The sequence below is a fragment of the Photobacterium sp. DNB22_13_2 genome, assembly GCF_052873915.1.
Window position 1 is genome coordinate 131,591 of the sequence record NZ_JBNNXU010000001.1, and the last position, 22,408, is coordinate 153,998.

Here is a 22,408-nt window from a genome sequence, read left to right on the forward strand (position 1 = left end):
AAAAAAGCCCATTCAGCTAATGCCGTTTGGGCTTTATTATTACGCTTATTTATTTACCCATTAGAGAAATTATAAAATACCTTCCAAGGCGGCTTGCTTTTGTTCCACTAGCCAATGTTCAATTTCTCGCGGAGCAAAAATCAGCGGATCACCGATGTCAACATCTTCAATATCCTTAAGTTGCTCAGGCAGAATATCGATAATCAACTCAAGATCTTCATGACTACGAATATGCTCCTCAAAAATCCTGACCATCTCATGGTTATGATCAATATCTCGCGCTTTAGCCGCGGTCGCCAAACCACTTAGCAATGTATACCAAGTGGTCATTGGCCCCTGTGTTATTGACGCAGATTCAGCATCAGAATCAATAAAGGCAAATGGTACTGTCAATAATGGATATTCACCTTTCATCGAGGCAAAGATCCAATCGGTATCAAATGAAAAATCATATACTGATGGCTTGATGAGAATATCTTTTATCACATCACGATCATATAACTTAAATGCAGCCTGAGTATCTTTAATATTATTACTAAAAATTGCCCGACCAATCATTCTCTGCATATGGCGCAACGTTTTAATGCCTACCCCCCAGCGCTCTTCTTGCTTCACCAAAATAGAATCCGGATGCTTACGGTTACCTAAGACGACTTTAGCGTTTTCTGATACATAAGGTTTAAGCAATAAGCCCAACTGGCCTAAATGCACCGAATTATCCGCATCGGTATACATGACACAATCTGCTTTATCAGCCATCGCTTGCTGACAGCCCAGAATAATTGCTCCACCTTTACGGGAGTCATCCGCCGATGCCAAGTTCTTCAATGGGCCAGTAGAAGCAGGTAATGCATCAGTAAGCCTTAATACCGTAACTTTCTCTTTATCCGGATTATTTTCGAGAATATTCTCTGCAATACCCGCACTATCATGTGGACATCCATCGTCGACCGGATACAAATGCCAGTCCACGACAGAGCCTTGGGCAATCCAGTTGAGCTGGTCCATTTTCATCCGTAGCGAATCTTCACCATTCGGATTCATCGATGTTTTTTCATTTAAGCGGTTATGCTCCCCCCACATGGCGAAAACCACGCCAACCATCAATGGCCGTTTTAATTTGAGAACATAACGCTTGGACTCCACTAATTTAACGGCTAATCGAAACTCAAGAGGGCAATTATCTGAAGATGCTAGCTGTTGATAGTAGTGAGTAGTGATATCAGTTAAACAATATAATGTATTGGCAAGTTGTAATAATCGTTTTTGATGTTGTTTTTCGGTCAAATCAAAAAAGTCGCTGGCGCCATTAAAAGCTTGTTGTACTATTATTTCTGATGCTGTCATTGCTTATCCCTCTTCGTTACTCCTTAAATACTCACCCACAACGACAACAGGGCTTAAATAAAGCTTAGTAACGGTAATAACAATGACAAATTTTTTACGCAATCAATTGCATTTAAGCGTGATTTTAAGGTGCTTTATATCACAGAGTGAACATTTACTTGTATCTATACCCCTATAGCTTCAATCGACAGGTTGGGAGACCACTCGTCCTTAAGTGTGCTAACCTGTTTTCGGGAACATTATGCTGGAAATATTTACTGAGAAATAGGAGCAAAACTTCTACGCTGTAAAGGGATAACCGTGTGTTTGTCAGGTTGTTCGAAGTGTCCAGAGGGAAGAGTAATTTGTTCCGACTCAATGCCTAACTGGTTATTATTACTCTGTTTTTTCGGCATAGCCATTTGCTTTAAGTCTTGCTCCTCGTACTCAATTGCTTCAAGAGGAGTAACGATCACCCTATCTGAGGCATCAACAGGAGGGGGGACTTCAGGTTTTTTTATTTCTATAACAGGCTCAGTGAGCGGCACAGTAATAGGGACTGACTCAGATAACGTTTGAGTTTTTTGGGGATCAGAGGATTGCGTCACTTTTACTGGGGTTGACCCTGATATATCGATCCCTTTGCTCATCACCGGCGCAGTTTCCAGCTTAACTTCGGTATCTGAGACAACCAAGTGTCGGCTTACCGATGACTCTGTAGGTACTAGAGCCTTCTTGCTACCTGGGTCAATTCCACTTCCTTCACGACTATGACCGCGGTCAGCTTCTACCACTTGGGGTGTGGTTGCTTCTGAGACACTCACTGAAGGGGCTGTGGATGACAGAGCTTGTTCTCCCGTTGGGATAACATGAAGCTCTTTGCTGTGTGACGTATTCAATCCGCTTAACTTCTTGCCACCCTGCGGCGGTTGATAAACAGGGCTCACTTTAGGTTGGATGCTCGTTGCCTGATTGAGAATGTCCCTCTCTTGTCGATCGGCTAAACCCAACTTAGGGCTTTCAAAGCTGAATATCGATAGTTTCTCATCCCAGCTTTGCAATACTGCTAACTCTTTTTCCCACTCGCTATCAATACTAGACGCTAAATCAGCGACCTGAAGCTGGGTGGAAAGTAAGGTGTTAGCATGCTCATAGCGCCGATGGAGCTTCTTCTTCATCTGCTTCCAGTTAGTCCCTCCTGTCATCAAATACCGGGTGCTATCAGCCCAATACTGGTAAGCCATGGCATCATTATCTTTGTCTGCCGATATGGCCGCTAATGCTTCTGAAAGCCCAGCATATTGCCACATCCGCTTACGCCCCAATTTTGCTTCTGAACTCAAAAACAGAATGGTCAACCGATGCCACTGTACTGATGCCTGCTGGTAACGGCCAGCGTTAACCAAATGGCTTGCTTTAGAGTAGTAGTTTAGTTCTACATCAACCGCAGAAGCCATGGCCTTGATTGGCATGAAAGCAACTAAACACGCTGTAATAACAAGTTGAAATAACCTACTCATCTAAATGTCTCCACCAAGCATTTTTGTGGGTGGTAAAAACGAGACTCAAACTGGACATCACGGTATTCACGCGCTTTTGTCGGTTGATACAACTTGCCATTGGCTTTGTAGAGCAATGCTTCAAGTACACCAGCATTGGTTTGCAGGGAAATGCTCTTTTCATAACTACTGGTTAATTCATATCGCCCTTCATACCAGCCACGCTCGGGATCATAAAGCTCACGAACAAGTGTCAACAAGCGATCGGTATAATCAGTCTTCCAAAGTGCCCACATTTGAAAAGCAACTCGGGTAGACACCAGCGCTTTTTCATCATGATCACTGCCGTCTTCCGCCACCGAAATCCACGGCGTACCCAGCGCATAGATAGCGTCGTAGACAAAATAAGGTTCGCCACTGACGACATGCTCTCCCCGAGCGGTATAGATACGATCAACATCCCAGCGAGACTCCTGAATACGGTAAACAGAATCTGCCATGGTGGCCAAGACCTCGTTGGTGTGATCAGAGTCGGATGATCGTCCATCGTCAATATCATCCCAGTTAAATTCCAACCCCAATAATAGGTACGGTGTACTATAGACCGGACGTAGAACATCGTAATCACGGGGATCACGGCCATCGAACAACAAATCGATACCGTTTATCGTCACCACTTCGTATGGATCTAGCATCATTGCCTTTTCAGGTACGATTTGCCAATCAAGATAACCATAGGCGGTATACTCTTCGATACCCAGTCGCCCTTCTTTATAACGGTGGACATTACCGTCATTGATCGCCGCCCCATAGAGTTCACCCTCTTCGGTCACTAATTCACAGAAGTTCCAGCGCAGCACCGCTTTATCTACATACTCAGAAAACTCAGGATTACGCTGCTTGACCATCGCCAGAGCGATAAGCAATCGACCAATATCGATTGAGGACCAGCCGAGTTCACCCGGCTGATTAGCATAATCGACCATCATTCTGGTGCTAGTGCTATAGACCTTATTCGGTACACCCGTCAGCCCCAAGGGCATTTCATTAAGAAACGAGAGCACTAATGTTAATCGCTCATCGTGCTCCTTACTGGTGATAAACCCAAATTCCCGTGCAGCTATCAAGGCGATAAGGTAATCGGCCAAATTCGAAAGATTAGTCGTTGGGTAGTTATCCAGCGCATTCACCAACCCGGTAGTGAGGTTGGTATTGTTTTCAACATAGGTCCAAGCAATTTGCGCCCATTCAAGTTCTTGCTCGGTTAATGAGCCGTAACGGCCCTGACGCAGCATCTGCGACTCATTAACCGAAGTCATCCCACTTTGAACTCCTTGGTACACCACCCCACAAGAAGTAAGGCAGAACAAAGAGGCCGCAATCACCATATTTCTCAACATCTATTTCCTTTCAACGGCAGTTAGAGCTTACTATTAAAAGCCCCTTTACGAGGTAAGCACTGCCCCTCATAGCCAAACGGTGATTCAAGCGCTTTTTCCCACAGACTTGGTGCAACATTATCTTTATACTTCAGCAGCTTTCCTTCTTGTTTATAAAGAAGGATCTCTAAGGTGATACCATTGTTGTTAGACGTGAATGTATTTATCAAGCCAGTCCCATTCTCAAAGATCCCTTCATAGAAACCTTTTTCACGATCATATAAATGAGCGATATGGTCAAACAACAAATCGGTGTACTCGGTATCCCATAACACCCACATCCCCATCGCACCTTTAATAGCGACCGCGGAATATTGAGGAAGATACTCACCGGCTTCCGAAATGGTATTCCACGCAAAGCCATCGGTATAAATGGTGTCATAGACAAAATACGGAGGCCCAGCCAACTGATGTTCAGTACGTGCAGTGATAATACCCGTTTGCTTATAACGCTCTTCTTGAACGCGATAAATCTGCAAGGCGAATTCCGCAATCCAGTCATTAGAATAGTTATAGTCATGGCCAGAACGGTCTTCGACCAAATCCCAACCTAACTCGATACCATCCAATACATAGCTTTCCGTTACCACATAACTGTGAGCTTTCAGCTTACGAGGATCACGGGTATCGTAAGGGACATCATAGCCATAAAGGTTAATCGTGCTGTAGGGTTCAGCCATAGAGGCTTGAGTGGTATCAAAGCCCCATAGCTGGAAGCCTTTGGCGGCATACTCTTCGTAGCCTAAACGCCCTTCTTGCAGATACTGCACAGGCTTGTCTTTCTCCAGCAGAGCGCCAAACATGGTGCCGTTTTCGTCGACAACGTTACAGAAGTTCCAGCGTAAAACCGCGGAATCTACACTGGTTGCATATTCTGGATAACGGTGCTTGATGATATGTAACCAAATCAACAAACGACCAAGGTCAAGAGCCGAATAACCAATCTCACCAGGTTGGTTACCGTAATCAACCTTAGCCGCAGTTTGGGTGTTGTAAGCCTTATTCGGTAACTCATTCATGAACAGATCTAGCGTGTTCAAGGTTGTCAATATACGAATAAGGCGACGGTTAAATTCCTCTTTTTCAATGATCCCTAACTCATATGCACTTACCATACCCGCCATATAAGACGCTGAATCCCACCATGTTACTGAGGGGTAATTATTTACCGCATTAACAAGCCCGGTTGGTTCCTGGTAGTTATTTTCAAAATACTTCCAGGCAATACGAGCCATATCCATTTCTTGCTCCGTCAGCGTGCCCTGACGCGCCTTTGGAACACTCCAGTGACTTTTCCTGTCTACGACATCTTCAGAAAAACTATTGTATTTGTTACCGCAACCGGTAGCCAAAACCCCTAAAAGGCCAACAATGATATAACGCATTCGATACTCCCTATCATAGTTGCGGTTTACTTCACGCCTACGCTCAACAAGGCTCCATTTTCGATATAAGCAAGTGATTCCAAAACAATCCCATTGGTGTTAGCGGTAATTGCTTTATTAACACGGCCATCGACTTCATAACGGCCTGAATACCAGCCTTTCTCATCCGAGAATAATTCTTTCGCATCTTCAATCAGCAAATTGGTATAAGCCGTTTCATACAAGGCATACCACCCAAACGCCGCTTTTGTTGATAGCGTTTTAAGGTGTGAGGCATCATCACCTTGGTCGGTGATCGCATTCCACTCTTTACCGTCAGAAAATACGGTGTTGTAGACAAAGTACGGTGCCTCATCGACATTATCCTCACTGACCGCCGTCAGAATACCAGTACGTTCGTAACGGTTTTCCTGCGCTTTATATACACGATGGGCAAAAATCTTCGACACACTGTCGGCACCAAATTCCAAACTATCAAGAATATAAGATTCACTCACCACATAGTTGTGAGCATGGAATTTCGCAGGATCACGCAAGTCAGTTGGGATCTCGACACCATCGATATTTCGCATCTCAAGGTAGTCGATATATTTCATTGCATTGAAAACATCTCGCCCCATCAATGACATCGCTTTCGAAGCATATTCTTCGTAACCGATACGCCCTTCCTGAACCAATTCCATCTCAGTCCCACCATCTTTGTGGGGACGAGAGCCATACAGGTAGCCGTCTTTAATCATCACACCAACATCCCAGTGATTGAGCACTGCATTCACATGGGAATTAAATGCCGGGTACTGCCATACCATAATATTCAATGGTACAAGAATTCGGCCGATATCAATGGCTGACCAACCAATGCCATTTTCAACTGGGTTGTTCTGGTAATCCACCATTTGAACCGTTTGGGTGTTATACGCTTTATTAGGCAGTTTTCCATCAATCAACGGAAGGCGCGCAAGGGTGTGCAACACTTTTTCCATGCGCAATTCAAATGTGCTCTGACTGATTATATTCAGCTTTTCCGCCGCCAGTAGGCCCATTAGATAAGAAGCTGTATCCCACATTGTGGTCGACGGATAACCATCAACTGAATTCACCAAACCGGTATTTTCCTGATAGTTATTCTCAAAGTAAGTCCACGCCGTATTGGCCCAAGCAAATTCTTCTTCAGAAAGCACGCGGCTTTCTCGCACCGGGATCTCTTCAGTTGCTTCGAAAGTAATGTTGCCCAAAATATGCCCGTAGTCACGAGTTTCAATATTGAACGCAATGACCAGAGCCGTTAAAAGTCCGAATAAAAAGACAATATGATGCCGTGCATTTACGACTGCTTGCTTAAATTCCATATTCTAATTCCTCAGATTCCTGTTCTTGCTTCTTATCTGCTGGTGGTGGCGTCCAATAAGCGGCAGCAATCATTCCCCACATCGCCATCATGTTGTTAATGGTCCAAAAACTATTGAATACCAGCCCGCCGATAGAATAACTGCCAAACATGCCGGTGAAATAACTAAACCAAGCAAAGCACATGCTAAAGAAGCTCAAGCCAAAGACGAGTATCTGCGGTATAACCAAGTGGCCAAAAAAGCCATCCTGCCTTTCTTTTGGTGTCGCTGGAAAACTGATCTTACGACCACGTAGTACCGTCCACAATGCCCTCATATTGACTGGAAAAAAGGAGAGGAAGTTGGTTTTCCCTTTGTAGCCTGCGACTCCCCAGGTACCAACCATCATGGCAAGTTCAGCCGTTAATACGAACGGAATAAAGTGCAAGTAGAAAGTAACGTCATAAGCACTTACTGGTGCGATACTGGTTAGGAAATAAATGATCGGGCAAGTAAGGAAAATGATATTCCACACTGCCGACAAATTTGACCAGAAACTGGCACCGTACATCATCTTTTGTTTCAGGTTCATCCCCTTTCTAAACAGAGGATTATCATTCATGAATATATCAATTGAGCCACCGGAATACTTGAAACGCTGCACTGTCCAAGTCTGGAGATCCTGTGGTGACAACATTTTACTTTCCACCTCAGGGTGCTGAACCGAACGCCAATTTCTTTCGGTATCAGAATGCAAAACAATAGAGGTATAAATATCTTCTGATACATGGAATTTATACGGGGTAAATTCGGTATCGAAGATAATTTCTTGGCGAAGGTTATCAGAGACATCTCGATCAACGGCTTTCTCTTTGGTGATCTTACGGATCTGCTTTTCTATTTCATTATGCTCTTTGCTGATTTGCTCACTGTAACTACGAAGCGCCGCTTCCATTACTGCCTCACGTCGGTGGATCGAGCCTGCTCCACAACAGAAAGAAGCATTTACCCAGTTTCGACGACGCTGAATAACGTCATAGAACATTTGTGGATCATTTACATAAGGATCTTCACCAATTTTCACCGGCCCGTAGAATTTCTCGAACCCACGACCAAGCGGTGCTGCCCATTTACCCAGTTTACGCTGCAACCAATTCGGTAAACGTTCGCCTTCAGGTAAGTCAAAGAACCATTGTGGTGTTTGAACCCAAGCAACATCAGGATCGCGGAAGTAACCCATGGTATGTTCAAGAATGGTTGGGAATGGACGGGTATCAGCATCACAGATGACAATAAAGTCACCATAAGTCTGCTCTAGGGCGTTACGCAGGTTACCAGCCTTAAAGCCAATATTATTTTCCCGGGTTATGTACTCAACGCCCATCGCTTCCGCCAGCGCCTTCATTGCCGGACGCTTGCCATCATCTAGAATGAATATCTTAATTTCTATGTCATGGGGATAACGAATTTTCTGAGCATCTTCAATACTCAATCGTACCAATTCCGGCTCTTCGTCATAGCTTGGGAAGAAGACATCGATGCTGATAGGTCTTGTTTCATTACCCTCAGGACTGTCTTTAGCGACGCATTCATTAATCGTATGTGGCGGCGCTTTTTTCGGCTCGTCCTTGGTCTTCCATAAGTTGAAGGTAAATAACACCGAGCCAATAAAAGCACAGGACTCAGCGAAGACTAACGGGAATGAAAACCACATCGCGTCATAATTCAGTGCAAAAGACCAGCGCCACCACAGGTACCAAATACCCAACGTGAGATTACAAGTTGCAAGGTACTGGTAGAGTAATTCTCTCGGCATACTATGAGGCACCGGCTCCGGTGGCTTACGATGTTCGAATTCCTTGAAATAAAAATCCATGAGCTTTCACTCCGGTTAATAATGATTAAAGTAAGCGTGATGCACGGCAATCAAACCAATCAGACTGGCGTTGTAGTCAATAGCGAATTCATTTACTGCATACGACTTCTCACTATCTACGTAACTCAGCATCCCCATATTTTTCGGTGCTACTCCGGCTTGCGCCATTTCATTAGGCCCACCGACTAAGTAGCCAGGCAAGCTAACTCCAGTCGCAATGCGGTACAAATGGTGAAGGTTACGAACCGAGTAAGTACCACTGTTAGTGACAAAACTCATATCAAAGGCATTTGCCCCTAATAGATAATCTATTTGAGACTGAACAGACGAGCGGTTGTCCAATCGTCCTTTGGCAAAATCAGCCCACGCAATTAAAATCCCAGCTTCTGCCGTCATCTTATTTGAGCCCCAGATGAAACGCTGGTTAGCTACCCGAAATGGAGACTGATGGGCCTGCCGGGCATATTGCGAAGCCACTTGGTCCAAGTCACTGGCAAGTTGCTCCCTAAATTCACCTTTTTCTTCAGCCAGGATAAGGTGCCAAACCCCCATTACTGCAGGGTTTTTCCATTCAAAAATGTCTATCCATTGCGAGTCATAGTTTTCTTGGAAGGCGTGTTTAAACTTCTCTTGTCCTGTCGTGATATAGAGTTCTGCGTAAGCCCACAGACGATCATCAACATCAGTATCCAATGACGCTTCCGTATCGAATTTGTTCGCCATATAAGGGCCAGAGCCAGAGTCATCACCTTCCTGCCAATCAAAGTACTGACCATCCTGGCTTTCAAGGTAGTTCGCCGCATGGATAGCAGCACTAAGATATTGTCGGGACAGATCAGTATCGAATGGCTTTACTGTTCTTGCCGCAAAAGCCATGGTCGCAGCAAATTTTGCTGTCTCTGGTGTACTCACACCGTAGATATAACGAACCTGGTTGTCTTGCCATGGGCCAATTTTTGCCGGCCAACTCGCACCTGAGACTTTACGATACACAGCCCCATCTTCACGCTGCATTTTCAGCAGCCAATCCAGAGCATAAATAGATTCATCAATGATGGCTGGCTTGTCACTACCCGGTTGCTTGGTATCAGAATACAGCTGAGGGGTTTGTCGATAAGCTTCCAACAACCTCGCCACTGTTATCGTTGTTGTGGCAACATATTTGCCGAAGTCGCCGGCATCATACCAACCCCCGACGACATCCAAGTGGGTGCCGACTTTATGGAAGGCATCCGTTCGGTAAATTTTGCCATCTTGTATATGGCTTTGTGGACGATTCATACCTGTCGAACTATCTTTAACCGCCATACCTGAGCGTTGTAGATATAGAGCATGGACCAAACGTTTATTCAACGGCTCATAAGCGCCCACTTCGATGGGAAACGGAACGGATCGTCCGCTATCAGTCACCAACTGATACCAGCCCGATGCCTTTATCTGGCTGAAATCAACAGAGGCAACTTTGCGCTCATCGGGCAATGAAACAATATCAACGCTATCTAGCTTTGCTACTAAGCTTCCATCGGCTATGGCAACCAAGTTAACTTTGGAAGGCTCTTCTGCCAAGACATAGGCATATTTATCCCCACTCGGCAGATATCCCATTTGATTGACCATGATGTCGGCACAATGTACAGAAAACGATACACTTACAGCCAAAAGATAGCCAAATATCTTTGTCATAATTAACCTTCCAAGTCCTTAGCAAGGTAATGGTTCACGCTCAACGTCTCACCTTTGCTATCCTTCACTTCAAGTGACAGGTACGACCCAAGACCACTTAGAGGTTGATCAGTAGCCACAACCAATTTCGAGTTTGCTTCTATCAACAAGTCATTAAACTCCCAGTTAGCTTGGTTATAGCGGTTCGTAACAACCAAAGTGGCATCTTCAAATTGGTTTAGGGAGTCATTAATGATCGTCAGGGTCACTGATGAACGTCCTGAAAATAACTTTGCCTCGGCTACCGCCAACAAAGGCTGATATGACATCTTTAACGCCTGGTAGCCCGGCTTAGGGGTACGTTCTACATCCAATACAGACCAAGTAACCGATGGCCAACTATCAACAAACATAAATTGATAAATTGCAGCGACCCCTTCACCTTTATTCAACCTTAGATGCTCAGCTGCAAATTTGGTTACTAACCTTTGATATTCCTGAGAATTATTCCAAAAATGTGATAGAGATTCACCTTGTTGCACATGGGCGATATTCAGTGTTTCATGATGCTGGTAATTGTGATAATCGAGTGTGTTTAAAACATCTTCTCTCAGGGGCCACCCCATCTGACCTTGTAGGATCTCATCCATCAAGGCCCAACTCGGCATGGCCTGAGCCCCGAATTCACTGACAATCATTGAGGGCTGGTAAGTGCGGTAATCTTTATATGAACCTGAATACCAGCCCAACCATGGATGCTCGTGGGTGTATGAAGCTTTGCGCACCACCCTTCCGTCTCCTGCTCTGGTAAGTGCTTGATAGACGCTATCAGTTAAATGTTTGTTTTGATTCAGCTGGTATGAAGGGTATTTATACTGCATCCATGATGCATCCCAAGGCGGTTCATTATGCCCAGACCAGAATGCTATTGACGGATGGTTATACAATAAGTCAGTCATTGCTTTGGCTTGACGAACCGCTTCCAAGGCAAAACTCGGTGTATCGCTATAGCCCCACTGCAAAGGAAAATCTTGCCAGACAACCAAACCCGCTTTATCGGCTAAATCATAAAACACTTTGCCTGCAACGTGAGCATGTACCCGAACACTGTTGATATTGGCTTCTTTCATCAAGGTAAGATCTTGCTGGTATTGCTCAGTGGTTACTTCGCCAAGCCATTGGCTAGCAATATAATTGGTTCCCCTGACAAAGTAGGGCTGCCCGTTTACCAGAAACTGTTTATTCTCACTATCAAGTTTCGTCTCCCTAAAGCCGACAGACACTGTTTTCTGATCGGTCAGTTGACCATCAATAAAAACAGAAATTGAAAGATCGTACAGATTTGGTTTGCCCCAATCCCAGGGCCACCACAGCGCTCGAGGCGCTTGAGGTAAAGCAAGTTCAAGCGAAGTTTGGCCTGACTTAATGTGTTCATCAATAACGTAATGCTCAGAATCGTGGCCGTCTTGGTGCTGTAGCTCCATCTCTATGGTTGCCGGCACGTCACGGACGGAGTCCACGTCGAGCTGGATGCCTGCAGACGTGATACTTTTTTCAAAATCATTCACTTGGGAGCGTACTTTCACTGCCTGTAAAGCAATCGGGCCAGTCTGCCTGATAGTTACATCTCCCCATATCCCCCCAGAGTTCCAATCTTGGCCTTTATCGGACCAAGCCCCACCAGGGCGGGTATCATGATGATTCAATACACCTTTTATAAGTGTTTTATGCAGTGACCAGTCGTCTGTTTGTTGTTCATTGGGGCTATTAACCCACACATTTAATGAATTATCGCCAGACTCAATTAGGTCGGTGACTTCCATCTGGTGCGGGATAAAATAGCCAACTTGACGTGAAGTATATTTGCCGTTGAGAGTTACAGCAGATTCATAATCTACACCAGCAAGTTCAAGCCAATAACGTCCATGGCTACTTAGGTCGTCAAGCTCGAATTGGGTGTCATAATAAACAGCGCCCGCATAATTGATGCCCGACGTTTTCCAATGCCCGGGAACAGTGACATTATATTGTCCAGCCCAACTATCATTTTCATCAATTATCTCTAGGCGCCATTTCCCATTCAATGATTGCATATTAACAATCCAATCATTATTACCTGAAAAAGAAGCACAAGAAGATAATGAGAATAACGTCAACAAAATTATTATTCTCATATTTCCCTTTTGAAAGTTCTACTTTGCGCGCTTTAAAATTTTAAAAGTGTTTTTATTACCACTTTGAATATATTCAAGATCATCAGTCAACTGCACCACGATAATGAACCCTCGTCCCGATGTCGTCCACGTTTCCGGGTCTTCAGGGTCAGGTTCAATAAACTCGCCATTAACAACTCGGTTAAACTCATCTTTGGTCATCGATTTTCCATAATCAGATACTTCGAAGACCAATTCGTTATCCGAGTTAAAAAAGCATGAGCATTCTATCGGCAATTTATCCGAATATTGATAAGCATGCTCATACGCATTATTGACCACTTCCACAAGACATAGCTCAACTTGATCTATGATCTCTTGTGAGACTTGATTACTCCGCAGGTATTGCTGCATATCATCAGCAATATCACGGGATACATCTGGAGAACTGCTGTACTGCTTACTAAACCGCTCAGTGACTAAATCCATCAGGTAAGCCCCACTTAACTAGTTGAGAATCTGTTCCTCTTTATCAGGTGCAGAAGGCACATACGTAGAAATACTGCCTATCGCCCCCATCATTGACTGCACTTGACGTCGATCATTGAGCATGTTTACAGCATTCAGCTCACTTAAAGATTGTGTGTACCCATCATGGCTAATGAAATAGTCACCAAACACGGTTTTCTCTTCAACAAAGGCTGCTGAAGCGACATGAATGTATTCACTCACCAAGCTCTGTTTGATAATTGCGCCCGATTCCACTTTACTATTTGCCCCAATAACAACTGGACCTTCTATAGTTGCTCCAGGTTGAATTTCACACCCGCTGCTAATAATGATTGGAGGCGTAATATTGCAGCTGTCAAAATCAAAAACTGTATTAATACCGACCCATACTCCCGGCTTGACTTGTGTCCCCGGTATTGGATACCCCGGCACTTTGCCTTTCATTATGTCACTGGTTACCGTCCATATATCACTGATATTACCGACATCCAGCCACTGAAATTCCATACTGGTTGCAAAGAAATCTACATTGTTTTCGACCAATTTGGGGAACAGCTCACTACCAATATCGTACTCTTGTTCAGTAGGAATAAAATCAAATATGGCTGGCTCAAAGATATAGATACCCGTATTAATTTGCGTCGATAGCGCTTCTTCTACTGAAGGTTTTTCTTGGAAGCTCGTGACCTTTCCGTAATTATCGGTAACAACCACACCATACTTAGGCACCTCCTCCAAATCGACATCGCGCGTCACGATGGTCGCAATACCGCCGTTTTGCTTATGGCGTCTTACCGCTTCGGTCAAATCAAGATCTATCCATGCGTCCCCACACACAACCACGAAGGTTTCATCAAAAAAGCCAGAAAAGTCCTGAATCTTTCTCATGCCACCAGCTGAACCCAGCGCCTTACTGACAAAATTGCCATCCACAATTTCACCTTCATAGGAAAATGAAAGTTGAACATTAAAATGATGTCCATCACCAAAGTAATTCTCGATCACTTCAGCTAAGTGACTGGTATTGACAACAATTTTATCAATCCCGTGGGCAGAAAAAAGCTGGATCATAGACTCCATGACCGGCTTACCCAGTATGGGAATCATCGGCTTGGGGATTATCTGAGTTATCGGCCTAACTCGTGTTCCTTTCCCTGCGGCGAGGATCATACCTTTCATGCCATACTCCTTTACGCCATGGTTGCGACTGCATCTTCAATGGTATCGTAACTGGTGATCAGCTTATCCATACGCGTTAACTTCAATAACTCTTTAACGGCACGTTGTGGGTTAACCACACTGATTTTTTTACCTCGCAGCATTTTATAAACAGCCATTACAGAGCCCAAGCCACTGCTATCCATAAAACGAACTTCGGATAAATCAAGCACGAGATGACTACCAATATCCTCCGACAGTTTCTCGACCACTTCTCTGAAACTTGGTGCTAACTTCGCATCAAAGCGCTCTTCTTTTATTTGAAGAATTGTGCATTGACCTTGGTTGATAGTTTCATATTGCATAGCTGCTCCCTTTCTGGATTGCCTTTCCATTCAACAACAAGCACGCTGACATCATCATCAAACTGCTCAGCCTGCTGCCAATCTCTTACACTGTTGACTAACAACTCTGTTTGTAACGTTGTTGGTTGTTCATTTAATTGAACCACCGCTTTTCGGAAACCTTCTTCCGAAAACATTTCACTGCCTTTTTCTGCTTCCGTGATCCCGTCGGAGTACATCCACACTTTATCGCCCGGCTCTAGCTGAATATAAGACGTTTCATACTCAACGAAATCAAAAGCCCCAACCACAAAGCTTTCCTGGCCAATAAATTCAGCATCTCCACGCAAAGAATGCAGCCACACCAAAGGTGGATGGCCAGCACTAGAAAACGCCACCTTTCCGGTTTTAATATTCAGCACGGCATAGACCATGGTGAAATACAGTAAATTCTGATCATTACTTAGGTATTGCTCATTCAGATGCTTTAATACCTCATGGGGCTGGTTTATCCGGTAATATGGCGGCTCATCAATAACTGTTTTCACTATCGAGCTGTGCCCAGAGCTCACAGCAATACTCTGCTGCACTGAAAATGATAACAGAGCCGATGAAACCCCATGCCCTGCAACATCCAGCAGATATATAGCCACATGTTCTTCGTCCAGATTCATGTAACCCAACATATCCCCACCGATTTGCGCACTGGGTATAGAGACATAACTCAGCTCAACACCTGACATGGACTTTTCTGTCGGCAGTAGCCTCTTCAATAGCTCGCCGGCCGATTCCAAATCTTTTTTAATGGTGGCGTAAGCATTATCTAGAGCATCATTCTTCGTCGTTATTTCATTATGCAATGCTAGCGTTCGAAACCCGGCCTGAATGCGAGCAACCAACTCATCAACATGAGTATCTTTCACAACAAAGTCATCAGCACCGGCATTAATACCACTGACAATAGACTCTTTGTCGTCTTTGCCAGACAGCAGCATGAAAAAAAGATATCGTCCATAATCTGCCGACTTCACCCTTGAGCACAATTCAATACCGTCCATTTCGGGCATCATCCAGTCACTCAGAACAAACTGAATATCTGGACGCTCCTCCAACACTTGCAAAGCATGCATACCATCACTGGCCGTAATGACGGTAAATCCTCGCTTGGATAAGACTTTCTCCATAAATAAAAGCATGGTTTTGCTGTCATCAACCAGTAAGATTTTTTTCATTACGTCACCCGCAAACCATGCTACTCAGGTATAAACTCATTGTTGCACAACAATTTTTTTTTCATCAACTGATATGCAATCACTTTTATGTACAACTACATTCTAGTAAGGTTTATTAGACACAACAAAAAATTGTTCTTTTTCTGTTCGTTACCTCAAACATTTACTCGCAATCGATTTACTTTGCATATGAAAAGAGCCACTAATAGTGGTTGATACACCTCAGCACACAAGGATGATGGGCTTGCGTTGTTTCTGTATTGTTTTTTCGCTTCTATTCTTTTGTGTGCCCTGCGTGGCAGATGAGTTTATGAGTGAAACGCGCAAGCACGCTCCTGAGCCCAGCTCTCCTTCACTGACACCGTCAAGTCAGATCCCTGTTATAGGAAAAGACGAAGAACCAACAGAAGCGGATTTGATTTGGAAAGGCGTATCCAGTTCATTTTACCTGCCCTTCGAGGAATGGGGTGAGAATGAAGATAAGTCTTTTTTACATGGCTTAAGTGGCAACCTCGGCTTTGGGTACCCTTTACTGGAGACACCAGCAGCCAATATACCGGCCAACGCAACCAATGGGCCGGCCAATACCAATATGACCACTACCCTTTCCCTCAAATACACCATTCTAGGCAACTGGTTTGTCTCTGGAACCCTCTATTATTATTGGGATCATGACCAACAGCAGCCTTGGAACCCTGACTTCACTTATGTGTTCGGTTACAGCGACTGGCGCCCTTATACCTTCAGCCTAATGTATGCCAATTACGGGGGTAACCGTTTCAAAGCAACAGACGAGCAACCTGTCACCAATTTTAATCAGGGGACATGGTCATTGGGTTGGAAGTTTCCGGTGGTCGACCCGATCAAAAGCTGGCTAACGTTTACTGATGAAGGAGCCATTGGCTGTCAAGTTGACTTTAATTACACGCCTGAGTATTTCGACCTTGCCAGCACCTCTTATATGTCAGGCCACCAAACCCTTAGCCTTGGGTGTAAGTACTCCATTTTTGGTAATTGGTATGTCAACGGTACTGCCTTTTATTACTTTGACAGCTCCCAGAAACAACCATGGAACCCTGATTACACCTATGGCTTTGGCTACTTTGACTGGCGGCCTGGAACTATAACCATTCAATACAACAACTATTCTGGTAACCGTTGGAATTCATCTGATCGGGCCGAGGGAACCGGACGCTTTAAAGATGGTTCTATCTCTATAGCCTACTCTTTCTCTTTCTAAATCACATTTCGCAATCTGCAGCTGCAGATTGCAAAAAATCCATATAGCAATGCCTATAAATCCGTCTATTCTTGATGTTACAGCAACATATAAACTTCATTGCATAATGATTTGATTTTATCATTTAAGATAAATGTTTAAAAACAAAAAGTTAACTACAAATAATTTCTTTGCCACCACCATAAAATTAATTGGCATGCAATGTGCTGTATATCTAGTAACCATTACCGAGTTACCAACATTCACAGTGAGGTCAATATGGAAGGGACTAAGTACGACGACAAAGTAACCGGAACAGAAAACGATGATAGCATCGATGTCCTTTCTGGTAGTGATGCAGTGGAAGCAAAAGGCGGTGACGACTTTGTTGTTGGTGGTGAAGGTAGCGATAAACTATCCGGTAACGAAGGCTCTGACACCATCTTTGGTGATCTGCAGTACGGAGAGGAACCACCTGCTGAACCCGCTCCAGATGATAATTGGGGAAATGCACAATCTGTTTACCAGTATACCGCATCAGATGAACCAGAAGAGACCATCACTCACAGTGTCCGTTTAGGTAACTATTTAGTTGATAACACAGGCTCAATCAACGCCAAGTTCACCACCAACCAAACCTATGATGCAATTTTTGTACAGCTTGTAGACAGCAATGGGAATGTGGTTGATAAGGTTCCTGCTACAGTCACCGAATCCGGTGAGTTTGTCTTGGAATACTCCTATAACAGTGACAAATTCAGCTCTGACGAATTGATTTCTTTTGAGCTTGTCGATCCCGATGGTAACCCTGTTTCTGACATCGACTCGGTCGAAGTGATCGCCAACAATATCTACGACGACACCATTAGCGGTGGTAGCGGCAACGATATCCTTTTCGGCCAACAGGGCTCTGACACCATCTACGGTGGCGAAGGCAACGACTTTATTGATGGAGACATCAACGACGATACCCTGCATGGCGGCACTGGCGGTGATGTATTAGTCGGCGGCAACGGTGATGACGTCCTTTATGGTGATTCAGGCAACGACACACTACTTGGGAGTGACGGCGACGATACGCTATATGGTGGTGACGGAGACGACACCCTACTCGGCGAACTGGGTGATGACACCATCGAGGGCGGAGCCGGTGCTGATATCCTTGTCGGTGATGATGGCAATGACACCTTATCTGGCGGTACCGGAGACGACAAACTGTTCGGCGGCTTAGGTGACGATGTCATCTCAGGCGATGAAGGAAAAGATGAAATCCACGGTGATGCAGGTATTGATAACCTCTCTGGAGGGGCCGGTGATGACTTTATTATGGGTGGCACCGGTGACGACATTATCAATGGTGGTGCGGATAATGACCTCCTGCTCGGTGGGGATGATAACGATACTCTTACTGGCGGTGAAGGTAATGACCAACTATTTGGTGAAGTCGGAGACGACAATCTTGATGGCGGCACTGGTGACGATGAAATCTATGGCGGGATAGGCAATGACGTACTGGCTGGTGGTAATGGCCATGACAGTCTATTTGGTGGTGAAGGCAGTGACGTATTAGATGGCGGAGCTGGCAGTGATAACCTCCATGCCAATGAAGGCGATGACATCATAAAAGCCGGTGCGGGTGATGACTTCGTTTATGCCGGAGACGGTAATGACATCATCGATGGTGGCGAAGGTAACGACACTATTTTTGGTGAAACCGGTAATAACCAGATCACCGCTGGAACAGACGATGATACCGTTTATACCGATGCGGGTAACGACACCATCGACACCGGTGATGGCCACGATACGGTGTATGCCGGTGCTGGTGACAATGTCATTAGCACGGGAGCGGATAATGACACGGTCTACGCCGAAGGCGGTAATGACCAAATTGATGCTGGCGAAGGACATAATATTGTCTACGCCGGTGATGGCGACAACACGGTAACAGCAGGCAGCGGTGATGATGATATTTTCGCAGGAGCTGGCATCGACAACATTCAGGCCGGTGCGGGCAATGATGAGATATTTACCGGGGCTGGCAACGATATTATTGATGCCGGTACAGGTAGCGATAAGGTCTACGCTGGAGACGGTGACGATGTCATTCAAGGCATCAGTGGCAATAATGATCTATTCGGTGAAGCGGGTAATGACACCATCAATGCCGGCCTTAATGCCTCTACCCTTTATGGTGGTCAGGGCGAAGATACACTAACTGGTTCTGATGAAAATGATTACCTTCACGGCGGCACAGACAACGATGTGTTAATCGGCAATAAAGGTGACGACACCCTTGAAGGTGCAGCAGGTAATGATGAGCTTTCAGGTGGTGAAGGTCATGACGTTTTGCTAGCTGGTGCCGGAGACGACAACCTCTCTGGCGGTACAGGCGACGACACCTTAATCGGTGGCACCGGTAATGACACCCTACTGGGCGAAGACGGTAAAGATATATTAGTCGGCGGCGCAGGTAATGATGTGCTTGATGGCGGTACAGGTGTTTCGGAACTATACGGTGAAGATGGTGACGACACCCTAATCAGCTCGGGTGACAATGACTTACTCAGTGGTGGTGCAGGTAATGACACCATTAACTCTAATGCTGGAAACGATACCGTTTTTGCTGGAGCTGGTAATGATGTAATCGATACAGGTACAGGTGACGATACGGTCTACGGTGAGTCTGGAGCCAACACCATCAATACCGGTGAAGGCAATGATATGGTCTACGGTGGTATTGATACCGACACAATCACCACAGGCACTGGCGATGATCAAATCTTCGCTGGTGCGGGTGCTGATACCATTCGTGCGGGCAGTGGCACTGACCACATCGATGCTGGTGCGGGTAACGATGTCATACATGCCGGGGACGGAGATGATAGTGTCTTCGGCGGTGCTGGCAACGATACCCTTATCGGTGGTGTGGGTGCAGACTACCTAGCCGGTGGTGATGGTGACGATACCATTACCGACGATGGGGCCGATACAGTTCTGGGTGAAGGCGGCAACGATACGCTTACCGCTGCGGTTGGTGGTAGCCATCAAATTTATGGTGGCGAAGGTGACGATACCTTAATCGGTAGCGAAGCCAGCGATACCCTTTATGGCGGTGCCGACAACGATACCATCACTGGTGGCGGTGGGGCGGATATCCTTTACGCCGGTGAAGGCAACGACCAAATTGACGCAGGTGAAGGTGACGACACCGTATACGGTGAAAATGGCAATAACACTATCACCTTGGGTGAAGGCACCAATACCTTGTTCGGTGGTGCAGGCAATGACACAGCTACCGCAGGAAGCGGCAACGACACCATGTATGGTGCGGCGGGTAATGACAATCTATCCGGTGGTGCGGGTGACGACCTTCTCGAAGGTGGTGAGGGCAAAGATACCCTATCCGGTGGTGAAGGTGTTGATACCTTGGTGGGTGGCGCTGGAAATGACCAAATCAGTGGTGGCCTAGGTAATGACAAGCTGTTTGCCGGTGAAGGTGATGATACCTTGTCAGGCGGAGAAGGTGACGATGAACTTCACGGCACGGCAGGTAGCAATACCCTATTTGGCGGTATAGGCCAAGATACCATCTACGGCGGCACCGGTAACGATACCGTCGATGGCGGTGAAGGTGATGACAAAATTGAAACCTTTGCTGGTAATGACAATATCCAGGGTAATACGGGTAATGACACGATAGATGCTGGTGAAGGCAACAATATTATCGATGGTGGTGAAGGTGATGATGTTATCGTGGCAGGCGACGGCAACAATACTGTCAACGAACTCTCCGGTGGTAATGACAGCATTAACCTAGGCAGCGGTAACAACACGGTTGCTGCTGGCGCAGGTGCAGATATCATTACAACGGGATCGGGCCATGATGTCATTGATGGCGGCCTAGGTAATGACACCATTAATGCCGGTGATGGTCACAACCAAATTACTGCAGGTGACGGTAACGACAATATCACATCAGGCAGCGGTAATGACCAGATTGATGCAACTCTGGGTAGCAACACCATCAATGCAGGCGATGGTGACAACACCGTTAGCGCAGGCGCTGGCGATGACAAAATTACCGCAGGTAGCGGCAATGACCAAATCGATGCCGGTGACGGTGACGACACCATATCTGCTGACAACGGTATCAACACGATTCTTGCTGGTGCTGGTAATGACACGGTCACTGCAGGTACGGGGAATGATTCTATCGATGGTGGTGAAGGTAACGATACCATCAAAGCCGGTAGTGGTGATGACGTCCTAAAAGGCGGGCTAGGCAACGACAAGCTTTATGGTGAATCCGGCAACGACAGCCTTGAAGGTGGCGAAGGTAATGACTCGATGTACGGCGGCTCTGGCAATGACTTACTGCGCGGGGAAGCCGGTAATGACTTTATCAAAGGTGACGGTGGTGATGATACCCTCTATGGTGGTGGCGGTGCTGATACCCTAAGGGGCGGTGGTAACAACGATACCCTTTTCGGTGAAGCCGGTAATGATACCCTAGACGGTGATGGGGGTAACGATACCTTATTCGGTGCCGAAGGTGACGATAAGCTCATCGGTGACGGCGGTAACGATACTCTGTCTGGCGGTGTAGGCAACGACACCCTGCTAGGTGGCAGCAACAACGATAACCTCGATGGTGGTATCGGCAACGATAGCCTTGATGGCGGCAGTGGCGACGATATCCTGTTTGGTCAAGAAGGTAATGATATCTTGGATGGCGGTACGGGCCTTGACCAACTCTACGCAGGTAGTGGTAATGACATTTTGGTCTTCGATAAAGAAGATATCGACAATACCGACGGTGTCAGCGTCCACTTCAGCGGTGGTGAAGGCTTTGACTTGCTGCAAGTCGGTAACGCGGGTGATGGCCAGATCATCGATATGACAGCCACAGCCTACCAAGAGCTGGAAGCCGTTGTTATCGATGCCACTGACGCAGAGCTTAAAGTGGGCCTCGATAAGATCCTTGCCAATAATACGGCAGATGATACCAGCAACGGCCAGTTTGTCTGTACAGGTGCAGGTAAATTAGATCTTGAAGGGTACGGTTGGGAAATGGCCACCGAGGCGCCTGAAATGTCAGCAGATCTCCGTGCGGCCTACGAAGCCAGCAATATCGAGACGGCGTCACTTCAGGGCTATACCTTCTCCAATGACGAGGGTAAAGAGGTCACTATCTGGAGTGACAATGAGAGCGACCAAATCAGCTTCAATGGCTCTGAACTCTAGGATCTTAAGCGACTAATCATTCCAACAATG

At 45.7% G+C, this 22,408-nt stretch carries 14 protein-coding genes; 2 read left to right on the forward strand and 12 right to left on the reverse strand.

What is annotated here, in order from left to right; translation table 11 throughout:
- Window positions 1–69: 69 nt before the first annotated feature.
- The 12 genes from ACVA58_RS00575 to ACVA58_RS00630 form a co-directional block, all read right to left on the reverse strand.
- Entirely contained in the window at window positions 70–1,347 is a 1,278-nt protein-coding gene (locus ACVA58_RS00575; protein WP_446508530.1) for a glycosyltransferase, read from the reverse strand.
- A 254-nt stretch (window positions 1,348–1,601) separates the two neighbouring features.
- Complete coding sequence (locus ACVA58_RS00580; protein WP_446508531.1) at window positions 1,602–2,846, reverse strand: hypothetical protein; 1,245 nt, start codon at window positions 2,844–2,846, stop codon at window positions 1,602–1,604.
- The gene (locus tag ACVA58_RS00585; protein ID WP_446508532.1) at window positions 2,843–4,225 is read right to left on the reverse strand and encodes a DUF3131 domain-containing protein; all 1,383 of its coding nucleotides are present in this window, start codon (window positions 4,223–4,225) and stop codon (window positions 2,843–2,845) included. The genes ACVA58_RS00580 and ACVA58_RS00585 overlap by 4 nt, the downstream gene beginning before the upstream one ends.
- 20 nt (window positions 4,226–4,245) lie before the next feature.
- Window positions 4,246–5,649 (reverse strand): DUF3131 domain-containing protein, encoded by a 1,404-nt coding sequence (locus ACVA58_RS00590; protein WP_446508533.1) that lies wholly within the window; start codon window positions 5,647–5,649, stop codon window positions 4,246–4,248.
- Window positions 5,650–5,675: 26 nt separating this feature from the next.
- Window positions 5,676–6,998 (reverse strand): DUF3131 domain-containing protein, encoded by a 1,323-nt coding sequence (locus tag ACVA58_RS00595; protein WP_446508534.1) that lies wholly within the window; start codon window positions 6,996–6,998, stop codon window positions 5,676–5,678.
- A complete protein-coding gene (locus ACVA58_RS00600; protein ID WP_446508535.1) occupies window positions 6,988–8,853 on the reverse strand; it encodes a glycosyltransferase family 2 protein in 1,866 nt (621 codons plus the stop codon). The genes ACVA58_RS00595 and ACVA58_RS00600 overlap by 11 nt, the downstream gene beginning before the upstream one ends.
- A 15-nt stretch (window positions 8,854–8,868) precedes the next feature.
- Window positions 8,869–10,536, reverse strand: coding sequence for a glycoside hydrolase family 9 protein (locus ACVA58_RS00605; RefSeq protein WP_446508536.1), 1,668 nt, complete (start codon window positions 10,534–10,536; stop codon window positions 8,869–8,871).
- Window positions 10,537–10,538: 2 nt separating this feature from the next.
- Window positions 10,539–12,608 carry a glycoside hydrolase family 2 protein gene (locus ACVA58_RS00610; RefSeq protein WP_446508537.1) on the reverse strand — a complete coding sequence of 690 codons (2,070 nt, stop codon included), beginning with the start codon at window positions 12,606–12,608 and terminating at the stop codon, window positions 10,539–10,541.
- A 99-nt stretch (window positions 12,609–12,707) separates the two neighbouring features.
- Window positions 12,708–13,157 carry an ATP-binding protein gene (locus tag ACVA58_RS00615; protein WP_446508538.1) on the reverse strand — a complete coding sequence of 150 codons (450 nt, stop codon included), beginning with the start codon at window positions 13,155–13,157 and terminating at the stop codon, window positions 12,708–12,710.
- A gap of 18 nt (window positions 13,158–13,175) precedes the next feature.
- The gene (locus tag ACVA58_RS00620; RefSeq protein WP_446508539.1) at window positions 13,176–14,357 is read right to left on the reverse strand and encodes a sugar phosphate nucleotidyltransferase; all 1,182 of its coding nucleotides are present in this window, start codon (window positions 14,355–14,357) and stop codon (window positions 13,176–13,178) included.
- Between the two features lie 11 nt (window positions 14,358–14,368).
- Window positions 14,369–14,701 (reverse strand): STAS domain-containing protein, encoded by a 333-nt coding sequence (locus ACVA58_RS00625; protein WP_446508540.1) that lies wholly within the window; start codon window positions 14,699–14,701, stop codon window positions 14,369–14,371.
- Complete coding sequence (locus tag ACVA58_RS00630) at window positions 14,653–15,912, reverse strand: PP2C family protein-serine/threonine phosphatase (RefSeq protein WP_446508541.1); 1,260 nt, start codon at window positions 15,910–15,912, stop codon at window positions 14,653–14,655. Before ACVA58_RS00630 ends, ACVA58_RS00625 begins: the two co-directional genes overlap by 49 nt.
- A gap of 310 nt (window positions 15,913–16,222) precedes the next feature.
- Here ACVA58_RS00630 and ACVA58_RS00635 point away from each other — a divergent pair, with 310 nt between their 5' ends.
- Together ACVA58_RS00635 and ACVA58_RS00640 are read left to right on the forward strand one after the other, a co-directional pair.
- The gene (locus ACVA58_RS00635; RefSeq protein ID WP_446508542.1) at window positions 16,223–17,152 is read left to right on the forward strand and encodes a hypothetical protein; all 930 of its coding nucleotides are present in this window, start codon (window positions 16,223–16,225) and stop codon (window positions 17,150–17,152) included.
- Window positions 17,153–17,410: 258 nt separating this feature from the next.
- Window positions 17,411–22,378, forward strand: coding sequence for a beta strand repeat-containing protein (locus ACVA58_RS00640; protein ID WP_446508543.1), 4,968 nt, complete (start codon window positions 17,411–17,413; stop codon window positions 22,376–22,378).
- Window positions 22,379–22,408 lie beyond the last annotated feature (30 nt).